The organism is Acinetobacter sp. UBA801, assembly GCA_002296655.1.
Taxonomy (GTDB): Bacteria; Pseudomonadota; Gammaproteobacteria; order Pseudomonadales; family Moraxellaceae; genus Acinetobacter.
The window spans coordinates 1-13,793 of sequence record DBIN01000014.1; the positions used below are offsets into that span (position 1 = coordinate 1).

13 protein-coding genes and 1 pseudogene are annotated in these 13,793 nt (G+C 40.1%); 7 read left to right on the plus strand and 7 right to left on the minus strand.

Annotated elements, in window-relative coordinates:
* The 4 genes and pseudogenes from B2W49_RS01665 to htpG all read left to right on the plus strand — a co-directional run.
* A pseudogene (locus B2W49_RS01665) lies at nt 1-135 on the plus strand (IS110 family transposase); the annotation flags it as partial.
* 489 nt (nt 136-624) lie between these two features.
* On the plus strand, nt 625-1,206 hold the full coding sequence (locus B2W49_RS01670; protein WP_291333986.1) for an OmpW/AlkL family protein: 582 nt from the start codon (nt 625-627) through the stop codon (nt 1,204-1,206).
* A 173-nt stretch (nt 1,207-1,379) separates the two neighbouring features.
* A complete protein-coding gene (locus B2W49_RS01675) occupies nt 1,380-1,724 on the plus strand; it encodes a lysozyme inhibitor LprI family protein (protein ID WP_291333988.1) in 345 nt (114 codons plus the stop codon).
* A gap of 95 nt (nt 1,725-1,819) precedes the next feature.
* The gene (gene htpG / locus B2W49_RS01680) at nt 1,820-3,736 is read left to right on the plus strand and encodes a molecular chaperone HtpG (RefSeq protein WP_291333990.1); all 1,917 of its coding nucleotides are present in this window, start codon (nt 1,820-1,822) and stop codon (nt 3,734-3,736) included.
* Nucleotides 3,737-3,875: 139 nt separating this feature from the next.
* Here the strand turns inward: htpG and B2W49_RS01685 are convergent, their stop codons facing one another.
* From B2W49_RS01685 to B2W49_RS01700, 4 genes are all read right to left on the minus strand, one after another.
* The gene (locus B2W49_RS01685) at nt 3,876-5,021 is read right to left on the minus strand and encodes a hypothetical protein (RefSeq protein WP_291333992.1); all 1,146 of its coding nucleotides are present in this window, start codon (nt 5,019-5,021) and stop codon (nt 3,876-3,878) included.
* Nucleotides 5,022-5,115: 94 nt separating this feature from the next.
* Entirely contained in the window at nt 5,116-6,639 is a 1,524-nt protein-coding gene (locus tag B2W49_RS01690; RefSeq protein WP_291333994.1) for a hypothetical protein, read from the minus strand.
* A gap of 10 nt (nt 6,640-6,649) precedes the next feature.
* Nucleotides 6,650-6,829: a hypothetical protein gene (locus B2W49_RS01695; protein ID WP_291333996.1), complete on the minus strand. Its 180-nt coding sequence runs from the start codon at nt 6,827-6,829 to the stop codon at nt 6,650-6,652.
* Nucleotides 6,830-7,145: 316 nt separating this feature from the next.
* Nucleotides 7,146-7,310 (minus strand): hypothetical protein, encoded by a 165-nt coding sequence (locus tag B2W49_RS01700; RefSeq protein ID WP_291333998.1) that lies wholly within the window; start codon nt 7,308-7,310, stop codon nt 7,146-7,148.
* A gap of 370 nt (nt 7,311-7,680) precedes the next feature.
* Here B2W49_RS01700 and B2W49_RS01705 point away from each other — a divergent pair, with 370 nt between their 5' ends.
* The gene (locus tag B2W49_RS01705; protein ID WP_291334000.1) at nt 7,681-7,881 is read left to right on the plus strand and encodes a dodecin family protein; all 201 of its coding nucleotides are present in this window, start codon (nt 7,681-7,683) and stop codon (nt 7,879-7,881) included.
* 104 nt (nt 7,882-7,985) lie between these two features.
* Here the strand turns inward: B2W49_RS01705 and B2W49_RS01710 are convergent, their stop codons facing one another.
* Nucleotides 7,986-8,687, minus strand: a complete 702-nt coding sequence (locus B2W49_RS01710) for a DsbA family oxidoreductase (protein WP_291334002.1) — start codon at nt 8,685-8,687, stop codon at nt 7,986-7,988.
* 207 nt (nt 8,688-8,894) lie between these two features.
* Between B2W49_RS01710 and B2W49_RS01715 the strand changes: the two genes are divergently transcribed.
* A complete protein-coding gene (locus B2W49_RS01715; protein ID WP_291334004.1) occupies nt 8,895-9,644 on the plus strand; it encodes a hypothetical protein in 750 nt (249 codons plus the stop codon).
* 108 nt (nt 9,645-9,752) lie between these two features.
* A complete protein-coding gene (locus B2W49_RS01720; RefSeq protein ID WP_291334006.1) occupies nt 9,753-10,025 on the plus strand; it encodes a hypothetical protein in 273 nt (90 codons plus the stop codon).
* Nucleotides 10,026-10,176: 151 nt separating this feature from the next.
* On the opposite strand, the gene fadA is transcribed toward B2W49_RS01720, so the two are convergent.
* Complete coding sequence (gene fadA, locus B2W49_RS01725) at nt 10,177-11,349, minus strand: acetyl-CoA C-acyltransferase FadA (RefSeq protein WP_136144532.1); 1,173 nt, start codon at nt 11,347-11,349, stop codon at nt 10,177-10,179.
* Between the two features lie 12 nt (nt 11,350-11,361).
* A complete protein-coding gene (gene fadB, locus B2W49_RS01730; RefSeq protein ID WP_291334009.1) occupies nt 11,362-13,515 on the minus strand; it encodes a fatty acid oxidation complex subunit alpha FadB in 2,154 nt (717 codons plus the stop codon).
* Nucleotides 13,516-13,793 lie beyond the last annotated feature (278 nt).

Consider the following 13,793-nt stretch of genomic DNA (forward strand, 5'->3'; position numbering starts at 1 on the left):
ATTAAAGGGATGAATGAAAGATTATTAGCTAATGGTAAAACCAAAATGATGGCGATTGGAGCTGCAATGAGAAAGTTGGTTCATCTTTGTTATGGTGTACTCAAACACCAACAGCCTTATCAAGCAGATTATTGAGCATGAATTTTCGATAATTTGCTTGACGTTTCAGACGGTATCTCTTGCGAAAGTATAGTTTTATCTAATTTTTGAATTGGCTAAAACCTTATAAAATATAGCTTTTGACTGCTTAAAATTTGACTAACGCAAGAAGTCTAATTTTTATTGATTTTATATGATTTAAAAATAGAAAATTCTGAGTGAATTAATCAATTTAAAATAAATTTGTTTAATTTTTAAATCAATATAAGATGTATTTTAAATAGATATTTTAATTTAATTTTAAATAAAATTGAGTAATATAGTCGGGAAATAATAAATTAAACTTTATTAATTAACTCGGGTTTAAAAAACAAGTAAAATGGTCTATTTAAAATAAATTTATATAATAATTAATGACTTATAAAATAATCAAAATATTGTGTTTAATATGTGTTGCATATTAATGGTGGTCGTGTTTAATATTAATTAAGCGTTAAGATTTTTTATTTTAAAGGTGGTTTTGAAATGTTAAAGCAAGTTGCTCTAATTGCATTAATGGGAATGTCTGCTTCTGCTATGGCTGGTCAATGGCAAGTTAAAGTTGGTGGTTCTGTGATTTCTCCAACACAAGATACAACAGTGGCTCCAGGTGTTGTTGCTGAAGCAGATCATGAATATGCATTTACACCATCTGTAGAATATTTCTTTAATGACAATATCTCTGCAGAATTATTGTTGGCTACGCCAATTAGTCATGATGTGTTAGTGAATGGTGATTCCGCTATTAAGATTAAGCATTTACCGCCAACGTTAACTGCTAAATACCACTTTAAAAATTCAACCCGTTTCACACCATACATTGGTGTGGGTGGTACCGCATTTGTTGCTTGGGATGAAGAAGGTTTGGCTAAAGACGTAAAAGAAGACTTTGGTTTTGCAGGTCAAATCGGTTTTAACTTCCAGCCAGCCGATGCAAAAAACTGGGGGGTATTCTTTGATGCACGTTATGCACAATTAAGTCCAGAAGTAACACTTATTAATAATACTAAGTTTGATTTAGACATCGACCCAATGGTGTACACCATCGGTTATAGCTACAAATTTTAATCATAAAAGTAGCTTTTTATAATAATAAAAATCAGCGCAACCCCATATTTATGATGGGGTTTTTTTTATTGCAAAAAATAACAAATGTACCGAATGAAAAAATTGAGAGCATATGCCATGTTCATTTACAGTCTGAAAGATAAAGTAAAGAACGATAAATAAGGAATTAATTCATGTTGATCAAATACGGTTGGTTTGTGTGTCTTGGTTTAATGCTAAGTGTTGCGGGGCATGCGGCAAGTTTTTCTTGTGAGAAAGCCAAAACACAAACCGAATATGCCATTTGTGAACATCGTGCGGTCAATGATGCCGATGTGAAAATGGCAACCACCTATCGTATAGTCAGTCGTTTGGTCGCCATGGGGACGCGTTCACAAATTCGTGATGAACAATTTCGCTGGTTAGAGTTGCGTGATCGTTGTGGCAGTTCACTATCGTGTTTAACTCAGGTGTATGATCTACGTCAGCAAAAATTGGATGAGCACCTGAATCGTCTCTATCAACGCGCACCTTTTTAAATTTTTCTAGATTTAGGCTTGAAAAATCAGCACATCACTCCAATTCATTAACACATCCAACAATAACCATGTTTATGAATTTTAAGGAGTGATGAATGAGCGAGCAAAGCCAAAAACACAGTTTCCAAGCCGAAGTGGCGCAGTTATTACATTTGGTGACCCATTCTCTTTATTCCAACCCTGAAATCTTCTTGCGTGAACTGATTTCTAACGCATCAGATGCCTGCGACAAATTACGTTTTGAGGGTATCAACCATCCTGAATATTATGAAAATGATCCTGATTTACGTGTACGTATTCGTCTAGATCAAGAAAATAAAACTTTAACTATTTCAGATAACGGCATTGGTCTAAGCCAACAGGAAGCGATTGAGCATTTAGGTACGATTGCCAAATCGGGCACCAAAGACTTTATGTCTAAATTAACCGGCGATCAAAAAGCTGATGCACAATTGATTGGTCAATTTGGTGTTGGTTTTTATTCAGGTTTTATCGTGGCGGATAAAATTACCGTAGAATCACGCCGTGCGGGATTGGCTGCAGATGAAGCCGTGCGTTGGAGCAGTGCAGGTACAGGTGAATTTGATGTTGAGCAAATTCATAAGGCAGAGCGTGGTACTGATATTATTTTGCATTTGCGTGATGATGCACTGGATTATTTAGAAAGCTACAAAGTTAAGCAGATTATCAATAAATACTCTGATCACATCAGTTTGCCAATTCAAATGCAGAAAGAAGTATGGCAGCAAGAAGAAGCCGCTGAAGGTGAAACACCGAAAGCAGGTCAGTATGTGAAAACTGATGAATGGGAAACGATTAATTCGGCCAGTGCTTTGTGGACGCGCAATAAAAACGAAATTAGCGAAGAACAGTACATCGAGTTTTATAAAAACCTCAGTCACGATTTTGACGCACCATTGGCATGGGCGCATAACCGCGTTGAAGGCAGTACTGAATACACCCAGTTGTTGTATGTTCCAAGTAAAGCACCGCACAACATTTTTACCCGTGAAGCCAAAGCGGGGATTAAATTGTACGTGAAGCGCGTATTTATTATGGATGAGGCAGACAATCTGATTCCTAATTATCTGCGCTTTGTGCAAGGTGTGGTGGATAGTGCCGATTTGCCGTTGAACGTGAGCCGTGAGTTATTGCAAGAAAGCCGTGATGTAAAAACCATCCGCGAAGGCAATACCCGTCGTGTGTTGACCATGTTGGATAATCTGGCCAAGTCTGAAGATGAAAAAGACCAAGAAAAATTTAAGCAATTCTATCAAGAATTTGGTTCAGTCTTAAAAGAAGGCTTAGGCGAAGACTTTGGCAACCGTGAGCGTATCCTGAAATTATTACGCTATGCCACTTCATGCAATGATGACATCAGTACCTCATTGGCGGACTATAAAGCGCGAATGAAAGAAGGTCAGAAAGCGATTTACTACGTTACTGCAGACAACCTGAACGCAGCAAAGCATTCTCCACAGTTGGAGCTATTTAAGAAAAAAGGCATTGAAGTGTTGTTGATGGCAGAACGCGTAGACGAGTGGGCCATGAACTTTGTGCATGAGTTTGATGGCACGCCAATGCAAAACGTGTCTAAAGGTGCAGTCGATTTAGGCGACCTACAAGATGCCGAAGAGAAAAAAGCCTTAGACGCCGCCGCAGAACAATTTAAACCTGTGATCGAGCAATTGTCTGCATCTTTAAGTGGTAAAACCAAAGAAGTACGTGTAACGACACGTTTAGTCGATTCACCTGCCTGCTTAGTGACAGGTGAAGGTGAGCTGTCGCCACAATTGATTCGTATGTTGAAGGATGCAGGGCAAGCTGTACCTGATATGAAGCCAATTTTGGAAATCAATCCAGAGCATCCATTGGTGAAAAAATTACAGGACTCCAATCAATTTGATGATTTAGCGCATGTGATTTTTGATCAGGCTGTAATTGCTGAAGGTGGTTTGCCTGAAGACCCGGCGGAATATGTGAAACGGATTAATAGCTTGCTGTTAAAGTAAGTCTGTTTTTACATGAGTGTGATTGAGGATGCGTTGTGCAAATAATGCATCTTCATTTTGCAAAATCATCTTGTAAAAAACCAAGTCTTGCTAACAAGACTTGGTTTTTTAATTTGAATTAATTCTAGATAGTACTTGCTTAGAAAATAGCTTCTAAACGCACTAAAGCACCGAGATAATGACTCCGATCCGCGCGATCATCATTTAAATAATTGACATCGCCCTGAATAAAGAACCATTCACGTAAAAATGGTTGACGCCAAGAGACAAATGGTCCCCAACGATTTAAACGTAAGTCATCATCGTGATAATAACCACCTGTATAAATGCCGTAGTTAAAACGGTTACCTGCAAAGAATTGATGTTGTCTAAAAGTGTAGTTGTCCCAAACCAAATCATCATCTTGCTCTTCGGCATAGGTCAAGCTAAATTGATTTGACAAGAACGCTTGATTGGGGCGGGCGTGTGTTAGCTCCAAGTTGGTTCTGAGATAATTTTCACTGTCGATGCCATAACGGTAAATTTGTTCGGCATGAAAAGAGAAATCATTTTCCAAAGCCCAGTCTTTAGAGGCTTTTAAACGCAAATATATATCATCGCCAGAACGCACCCCTAAATCGACATCTGTTTCAAAAGGTAGACGATCGGCAAAGTTTGACCAGCGTAATGCCAAAGAACTGTTGTCTTCACGGCTACGTTTACTGTCTAAGGTTTTGTCTGCAGCATTGGCTGGGTTTTCGTTGGTAATGGCGACGTTATTTTGTAATTCGTTATCGAGCGAGTCATCACCAAAGACCACACTGAGTTTATTTTCAAGCGTAGGCAGTTTGATTTTGCCACGAATACGAGGTTTGACTTCATATTCATTATGCTTGTCCCAACTGCTATCTATCAAAACCCGCAAAGTGGCTGAGGCAGGCTGTTCAGGGCTCGGTTCACCAAACCAGTTATCTAACTTATGTGCTGTTTTATCGGCCCAATTGCGAATATTTTTTTGTCGTTGATCGAACCAGGTTAAATGTTCCGTTTCTGCGGTGGGAGGTACAATGAGTTCATTGGATTGTTCGGGTAACATCGTTGGTGTGGCATCAATCCAACGTGGAATCGTGTAATAAAAGCCGTTTTTATCTACTGCACTTGGCGGAGCGACAGGCAATTCATACGGTGGCAGTGGAGTATGAGCTTGATCCACTGCTTGAGTTGATTCTTGTGCAAAAGTGGTGCCTGCGACCCCACTTAAGAGACAGCTTAATATAAAAGGCGATGTGTGCTTTATTCTTGACATTATTTACTGATCTTTAAGCCATTTTTGCTAGTGTTGAAAATCTATAAGATAAAAGCAAGACTTGGCTACAAAATCATAATATAAACGGCAGTTTTTAGGCAGAAACCTCTTTTTCTTGATACATTTGAAGTGCTTGGCACAATTGTAATGCCTCAATCGGTTGTTGTAATTGAGAAATGACTTTTTGAATCAATTGCCAACTCATACCTTGTTGTCGATCTAATAAAATATGTGGTACAGCTTGTTCAGCACGGGACAGTTGTAAACGCTTTTGACCATGAATCACACGAATTTTTTGTCGTTCTTTCAGTAAAATCAAAGGAGTATGACTCTGCGCTTCACTTTCTTCAAACTGAATAAATTTGGTTGTTTGAATCTGTTGTTTCGGAATAAAAGGAAAATAGTGCTCTTGTTGCCACACGATTTGAGCATCAACACTATAGCATTGAAAAAGCTGGCCAAAATCAAATAAATGTTCTTGTAATTTTTCCCAAGAAATTTCACGTATTGCTGCAATTTCATGTTCAAACTGTTGGCAAAAGTTTTGAGTCAAACGAATCGCCTGCATTTGATCTAATGCGCCAAGCAGCACCACATATTTAATAAAGTGTCCTTGTGTATTGGTTTGTTCAGCTAAATATACTGTACGCGCCAACAGCTGTTGCTGGTCTACTTCAGGATCAGACAAATCCACCAACACATCGGCATATTGCGTGATTTCTGGTGCTTCAGGCATAAAGACTCGGTACAACTGTACTGACTCATTTTGGCTAAGATTGAGCGCAGAAATTGGGCAGCTATATTGGTTTAACAATAGATTATAAGCTGGGGGGATGCTTGATTTTGGTGTGACGGCCGTTAGTGGTTGGACCGTATCTATTGTTGTCACGTCAGGCGGAGTTGTGTTTAGCGTTGTACAGGAAATGATCGTTTGATCTGTGATTGATTCAATTGTAAGTTCATGTTCAGCCACGTCTAAAACTTGAGTATCAGACGAGGTAGCTTCTTCTGTGGCGATGTGCTGTGTAATGAGCTCAAATTGAATTGGTGGAGCTACAGCTTTATTTTCTTCTGGGTCTGCAGTGGCAAAGACTGGCTGAGTTTGCGCAGCTGGTATCGTTGCCGTTTGAGCTGCTTCTAGCACTGCAGCTTGCTTCAGTTCTGCATCGGTTTGAAGGCAGTGATATTGTTGCTGCTGTTGCAACATCCAGCGGTAGACCTGCTCTAAATCTTGAAATTCGCTGAGTAGAGCAGTGCGGTCTGCAGCAGGAATTAACCAAATTTGCCAACCTGCTCTCGGTTGATACAAAATCGCCCAACCTGTTTCAGGCTGTTGATACAGTGCTGTTTCAAGTGCTTCCGGTTGTGTAAATACGCCACGAAAAGATTGTGCATATAAACTTTGTTCTGCAAAAGTTGCCGCAGTTTGAATTGGATTTTGTGAGGCTTTAAATGTGAGCAACTGTTTTTGAAAAATCGGTTCATCGCACAGCATAAAGATTTCTTTAATGCGCGCTTTAGCTTTAGCTGTTTCATAAAGACTGAGTCTTTGATGCGTTAGGGCATCGATTAAGTCGTGTAATTCTTTAATCAACAGAGATTTTTCGAGTGTATTCATTCATGCATGCTTAAGTATGTTGTTGTGCTTTTTCCAAATAATCTGCCAAGACAATATTCAGCGCCAATTCAATCAATTTATATTCTGCTGATTGTGGTTGAGGATAGCGTTTGGCAAGCTCCACCAGATGATTCACATCAACAGATTGGGGTGGAATTTTTCTTTGTATAAGTGCTTGAAGTTGTTGCATAGGCATCTGCTATAGCAATGAAAACAAATCACTTTAATTATATGGATTTAATTAAAAAATACATGCTAAAAATTGTCAGCTTCTGTGCTTTTTTAGACATTATTGACAAAAAATGAGCTTTTTATATGGAAAATAATCAAAAAAAATTAAATTACAGTACCAAAAAAGTACTGACAGTGGGCGGGATGCAGCTTTTAGATGCTGCTTGGAGGATTTGAAGCAAATTTAGCACTAGAAAAACAAACAGCAGCATGATTTAGACTGCTGTTTGGGGAGAGAAATGGGAGAGATTAATTAAGTGGATAAAACGTGAAACTTAAGCTGCTTTTTGCGAAGTTGGTTCGTTTACAACAGCTTCAGATGCAGCCGATTCTGTATTCAATTTTTGAGTTGGAAAATCAGGTACATGCACAATTTGAGCAGATACATTTGCAGCAATTGCTAGAAGTGAAACCATCAAAACAGATTTAAACATATTCATGAGAATGTCCATCCAAAGTATTGATGTCTAGGCAGAAGACTAGACATCGTAGGGAGATTAAACGATAAAAAATTCACATGAATCATAACAAAGTATAAAATCTACAAAATGATTATTTCGGCAACCATCTTAAAAATAACAATATAAAACAATAGATTAGAGTTTTAACTCTAGTTTTTTTACAGGTATAAATGGTTGAGATGTCTGCAAAATTGAAATTTTGACAAGATTTCGTGCTGATGATTAATGACAATTTTTGACAGTGTGAAATCGTGTAATGTTTTAGCGGCGATTGGTTAAACAACCTAAAAGTGCGGTTTTTTTAATCTAAGATGGGGTTCCAATAACGATAAAGGACAGTGAGAAAATCATGGCAATTGCAAAAGTCGTTGAAGTTAATTCAAGTAGTTCAAAAAGTTTTGAAGACGCGATTCAAACTGGAATCGCCAAAGTGACAGAAACGGTTAAAAATGTCCAAGGGGCTTGGATTAACGAACAAAAAGTGGTGATTAAAGACAATAAAATCACTGAATATCGGGTCAATTTAAAAATCAGCTTCTTGGTTGAATAAAACCTCGCTGCACTTAAAAGTAAAAAAAATCCCGTTACGGGATTTTTTTTGTGCTTCTAATCTATTTGGAAGAGCGTTATTCAACCTTGCCTATATTTTTAAGATTAAGCTTTGGGTTCAGGCACATCGCATTGATCAGTATCGCAGCTTGCTGCATGTTCAACTTCTAGCTCGCTTGCGGTTTCAAGGGCTTTTTTCAGGACTTGCACAAAGACTTCACGTGGCTGTGCACCTGCTAAAGCAATACGCTGATCAAACACAAAGAACGGCACGCCAGTAACGTTTAATTGTTCACGTGCGACTTCTTGGTCAAATTTTACAAAGTCGGCATATTCGTCAGAATCTAGAACATCATCCACTTCTACAGGATTCAGCCCGATACGTGATGCAACATCTTCGAGTGTTTCACGTTCGCCAATTGCTAAACCTTGAGTCATATAGCTATAGAAAAAAGCTTCTTTGGCTTCGCTGCCCAAACCTTTGCTTTGTGCCAAATGCACCAAGCGATGGGCATTAAAGGTGTTGCCAGAGTTGGCATTTTCCCATTGAAAGTCAATACCTTCAGCTTTTGCCATTTCGGCAATATTACGCTGCATTTCTTCTACTTCGGCAAGGCTGCGCCCATATTTTTGTGCTAAACGCTCTGAATTAGACACTTCCTGACGCTGTGGTGCTTCTGGGTCAAGTTCAAAGCTGTGCCAATGCACTTCTAATTCCACACCTGCTTCTTCTGCAGCAGCTTCCAAACGTTTTTTGCCGATATAGCAAAACGGACAAACAATATCTGACCAAATATCAACGCGCATGAACAATCTCAAATTCTGTTTTTTACTAAGATGGGGATGTTACATAAAATTTAAAGCATAAAGCGATGCTAAACTTATTTTTGAGCATCTTGTTAAATACAAGTGGGTATATTCCAATAGCTTAGTAATAAAATAAGTATGAAATCTATACAAATGTGATGAGCTTCACGGTAATATAAAACAAATATTAAAAATAAGAGGGCACTCATGCGACGGATAGTGCTAATCATTGGATGTGTAACGGTTATTATTTTTGGGTGGATGTTTTATCAATATAACAGTCAGCAAAAACAAGTTGCGCAATTGCACGCTTATCAAAATGTGATTCATGAAAAAGCTGAACAGATTTTTGTACAGGCACAGGATTGGTCTAAACCGATTCAGATTAACGTGCAAGATTCACGCTTAGCGGGTGATTATCAGGTCATGGCCAGTTTTGTGTTGAGTCACATGGTACAAAGTGCCGAAGCGCGTAATAGTTATTTGCGTGAATTAAAAGCCTTGAATTGGGATCAGTTTTTAAATCCTCAACGACTTGCCGCAGATAAAAAACAAGACTATGCCGATACCGAAGCCATGTTGGTACAAGTGCGTGCCATGGTAGAGTTGTATCAGGAGCATTTAGAACAGCATGAAGCGATGGCTCTAGAGCAAATTGATAATCTTGAAATTAATCATAATTTGCGCCGTCATTTAGCAGAATCTTTATTAGAAAGCCGCCATAATGATCAAGGTTACACATTATTTGAATTAGAAAAGAAAAATTTGGGTAAGGCGTATGTGTTGTTTGCAATTTTAAAAAACAACAAGTGGGAGCTCAAAAACAATACCTTTATGTTTTATGAAGATGCGGCCTTGAAAGAATTCAATACCGTATATCAAGAGATGGTGCAACTCAATACGCAAATGCAAGAGATCAGTCAGCAGCATCAGCGCGCACTGGAAAGCAAGTTGTAAGGTCTGGCAAATCCTTACATCAAATTGTCAAAAGAATGTCATCTGTCGTTCAAATGTCTTGCCTAAACTGTAGCTGTTGATTTAATTGCTCAACTAGGCAGGTCCGATATGAACAGCATTCAAATCTTTGATGATATTCAACAACTGTATTTGCAATTTCTAGAAAATAAAAACTACCCGAAACTCGAAAATTTAAACAATTGGGGCAAGAACCGTTACTTCTTTAATCAGTACTTTCGTTTGGTTGAAGATTGGCATCAGACTGAACAAATTGTGATTGAATTTAATCAGCAATATTACTGCTTGGATACCGGCAGCGCCCCAGATTTTATGGACAAAGAACGCTATATGACGTGGTTGATGGGGGAGTTGTTGGTTTAAGCCGTGCAAGTAAATCACATTTAATCAGCCACTTGGTCTGCGCATATCAATTTAAAATGCAAAAGAATAAAATTTAAAAATTAGAACAGCTCAAAACAACAAAATAAAAAATCCCCGCATGATGCGAGGATTTTTTTATTGCGAAGAATTTTTACACACGCTCAATAATTGTCGCGATACCTTGACCAAGACCGATACACATGGTCGCAAGACCAATTTGAGTATCTTGTTGTTCCATCACGTTCAACAATGTAGTGGTGATACGCGCACCTGAACAACCCAATGGGTGACCGAGTGCAATTGCACCACCGTTCAAGTTCACACGATCTTGCTGATCATAAATGCCTAAGCCTTTGAGAACAGACAGACCTTGTGCAGCAAACGCTTCGTTTAATTCAAAGGTTTGAATGTCTGCAATTGACAAGCCAGCACGTTTAAGCGCTTTTTGAGTTGCAGGTACTGGACCATAACCCATGATCGCTGCATCACAGCCTGCAACCGCCATAGAGCGAATCACCGCACGTGGTTTTAAACCCAATGCTTGTGCACGTTCAGCAGACATGAGCAACATCGCAGAAGCACCATCAGACAATGCTGAAGATGTTGCCGCAGTGACTGTACCGCCTTTCGGGTCAAATACAGGACGTAAAGCTTGGAACGATTCAAGATTAGCATCTGGACGAATCACTTCGTCGATGTCGCACAGCTGTTTAAAGCCATTTGCATCATGACCTTCAATGCCAATGATTTCGTTTTTAAAACGACCTTCTTGCGTTGCAGCCCATGCACGACGGTGTGATTCCACACCAAAAGCATCTTGCTCTTCACGAGAGATACCGTTCATGCGACCCAACATTTCAGCAGTTAAGCCCATCATGTTTGATGCTTTAGCATAGTGCTTCGATGCAGCAGGGTTGATGTCGATACCGTGCATCATGCCTACGTGGCCCATGTGCTCTACACCACCAATGATGAAAATATCACCTTGATTGGTTGCAATTTGTGCCGCAGCCGTGTGGATTGCTTGCATTGAAGAACCACACAGACGGTTCACAGTTTGCCCCGCTACTGTTTTTGGAAGATCAGCCAATAATGCAATATTACGACCAATGTTCATGCCTTGTTCTAGGGTTTGATTCACACAGCCCCAGATGACATCTTCAACTTCGTTGACATCAAACTGGTTACGAGCAACTAAAGCACGAACCAATTCAGCCGATAGACTGTCAGCACGTACATTGCGGAACATACCGTTTTTGGTTTTACCCATTGCAGAACGTACGCCATCAACGATGACAACGTCACGTGGATTTAAAGTAGCCATTCACGTTGCTCCTTAACCGTAGAATTTTTTGTTGTTAGCAGCCATGTCACGCAACATTTGTGGCGCTTCATAAGCTTTTCCTAAATGTGCATATTTGTCGCAAAGCGCAACGTATTCAGCAACACCTGTTTGGTCGATGTAACGGCATGGACCACCACGGAATGGAGGGAAGCCTACACCCATAATCATCGCCATATCTGCTTCAGATGGTGTTGCCACAATGTTGTCTTCTAAGCAACGAACAGTTTCGTTACAGAAAGCAAGCATCATACGGTCAATGATTTCTTGCGCATCAAACTCGCGTTTTTCAGCAGTTGCAACAGATGCCACAAGCTCGTATGCAGTTGGATCAACCACTTTGGCTTTTTTGCCTTTACGATCCAATTCATATTTGTAGAAACCGACGTCATTCTTTTGACCAAGACGTTTGTTTTCGTACATGACTTGGATTGAGCCTTTATAGTCTGGCTTCATGCGGTCTGGGAAACCTTCTGCCATGACTTCTGCACCGTGAACACCCGTGTCGATACCAACAACGTCGATTAGGTAAGCAGGACCCATAGGCCAGCCGAATTTTTCCATGACTTTGTCGACTTGTTGGAAGTCAGCACCGTCTTTCAATAGAAGGTCAAATGCACCAAAGTAAGGGAACAATACGCGGTTCACCAGGAAGCCCGGGCAGTCATTAACCACGATTGGGGTTTTACCCATTTTCTGAGCAAGCACCACAGTGGTCGCAATTGCTTCAGGTGAAGTTTTTTCACCACGAATCACTTCTACCAATGGCATCATGTGCACTGGGTTAAAGAAGTGCATGCCGACAAAGTTTTCTGGACGTTGTAGGTTTTCTGCCAAACGTGTAATCGAAATGGTGGATGTATTTGACGCGATAATGGTGTTTTCACGTACTGATTTTTCAGTTTCAGCCAACACAATGCCTTTGACTTTCGGATTTTCAGTCACGGCTTCAATCACGATATCGACTTCTTTAAACTCGTCGTAGCTTAAAGTTGGGCGGATGCGTGCCAAAGTTTCACCCATTTTTGCAGGGGTTAACTTTTTGCGTTCAACTTGTTTGGTCAATAAGCCATTGGCTTCTTTCATACCCAAAGCAAGTTGCGGATTACCAATGTCTTTCATGATGATTGGTGTGCCTTTGCTTGCCGCTTGGTAAGCAATACCACCACCCATGATACCTGCGCCTAGAACAGCCGCTTGGTTGACAGGGTGTGCACCTTTTTCATATTTCTTAGAAGTTTTCTTCACCACTTGGTCGTTGATGAATAAACCAATCAACGCACCTGCTTGTGGTGTTACAGCCGCTTTGGCAAAGCCTTCAGCTTCAGCTTTAAGCGCTTCGTTACGTGGCAAGCTTGCACCTGCTTGTAAAGAATCAAGCATCAATTTTGGCGCAGGGTATTGTGCAGGGTTTGCTTTTGCTAGTACCGCACCTTTTGCTGTGTTGAACGCCATCATTTGTTCAAGTGGGTTCAATTTAACAGGGTCTAATTTTTCCTGACGTTTTGCTTTCCAGTCCAAACGACCTGCAATGGCTTGTTTAACCAAGTCCAGCGCAGCATCTTGCAATTTGTCTGCAGCAACTACGGCATCTACAGCGCCGTCTTTGAGTGCAGCATCAGGACGTTTAGGGTTGGCCATTGCCATCCATTCAACCGCATTGTCGATACCAATAACGCGGCTTAAACGTACCGTACCACCAAAGCCTGGGAAAATACCCAGTTTAATTTCTGGTAAGCCCACTTGTGCTTGGTCAGACATCACACGGTAGTCACATACCAAACACATTTCAAAGCCACCGCCCAATGCCATACCATTGATTGCAGCAACTTTAGGAATGTCTAAATCTTCAAAAGCATTAAAGATGTTGTGAACAGGCAACGCCCAATCCACAATGGCTTGTTCGCCTTGAGCGAAGTTTGCGCCAAATTCGGTGATGTCTGCACCCACGATAAAGGTTGATTTCGCAGAAGTGACGATTAAACCTTTCACTTCATTGTTTGCTTTAACAGCCTCAATCGCAGCTTTAAAGTCTTCAATCGTTGCACGGTTAAATTTGTTGACCGACTCACCTTGTAAGTCAAAGCGGAATTCTGCAATTCCGTCCGAAAGCATTTGGACGGTAATGGCATTGCCAGCGTGGATCATGCCTGATCTCCTTTATTTTGGAGGACTTCTAAGTTGATGTTATGAAGCGTGTGCGATAGTTCTGCACACATATATGCCTCGGTAATCTTACGATAACTATATCTAAAAAAAATATAGCAAGTTGTATCAAGCCGTGACGCAAGGGTCATGATTTTTCTCACAGCGTGGAATTGCTTTTTGACCCGATTTTAAAATTCTTTTTTTAAAACAAGATGAAAGTGATTGTTTTCTATTTTATTTTTAGTCGTGTTGTAATACTTTTACGACGTGGAAAAGCT

Bases quoted from the DNA above. Each gene is read 5' to 3' on its own strand.
- B2W49_RS01705 (WP_291334000.1), top strand. From the start codon at position 7,681: ATGGCAATTGCAAAAGTCGTTGAAGTTAATTCAAGTAGTTCAAAAAGT.
- B2W49_RS01720 (WP_291334006.1), top strand. From the start codon at position 9,753: ATGAACAGCATTCAAATCTTTGATGATATTCAACAACTGTATTTGCAA.
- B2W49_RS01675 (WP_291333988.1), top strand. From the start codon at position 1,380: ATGTTGATCAAATACGGTTGGTTTGTGTGTCTTGGTTTAATGCTAAGT.
- B2W49_RS01710 (WP_291334002.1), bottom strand. From the start codon at position 8,687: ATGCGCGTTGATATTTGGTCAGATATTGTTTGTCCGTTTTGCTATATC.
- B2W49_RS01685 (WP_291333992.1), bottom strand. From the start codon at position 5,021: ATGTCAAGAATAAAGCACACATCGCCTTTTATATTAAGCTGTCTCTTA.
- B2W49_RS01670 (WP_291333986.1), top strand. From the start codon at position 625: ATGTTAAAGCAAGTTGCTCTAATTGCATTAATGGGAATGTCTGCTTCT.
- B2W49_RS01700 (WP_291333998.1), bottom strand. From the start codon at position 7,310: ATGAATATGTTTAAATCTGTTTTGATGGTTTCACTTCTAGCAATTGCT.
- B2W49_RS01695 (WP_291333996.1), bottom strand. From the start codon at position 6,829: ATGCAACAACTTCAAGCACTTATACAAAGAAAAATTCCACCCCAATCT.
- htpG (WP_291333990.1), top strand. From the start codon at position 1,820: ATGAGCGAGCAAAGCCAAAAACACAGTTTCCAAGCCGAAGTGGCGCAG.
- B2W49_RS01690 (WP_291333994.1), bottom strand. From the start codon at position 6,639: ATGAATACACTCGAAAAATCTCTGTTGATTAAAGAATTACACGACTTA.
- B2W49_RS01715 (WP_291334004.1), top strand. From the start codon at position 8,895: ATGCGACGGATAGTGCTAATCATTGGATGTGTAACGGTTATTATTTTT.
- fadB (WP_291334009.1), bottom strand. From the start codon at position 13,515: ATGATCCACGCTGGCAATGCCATTACCGTCCAAATGCTTTCGGACGGA.
- fadA (WP_136144532.1), bottom strand. From the start codon at position 11,349: ATGGCTACTTTAAATCCACGTGACGTTGTCATCGTTGATGGCGTACGT.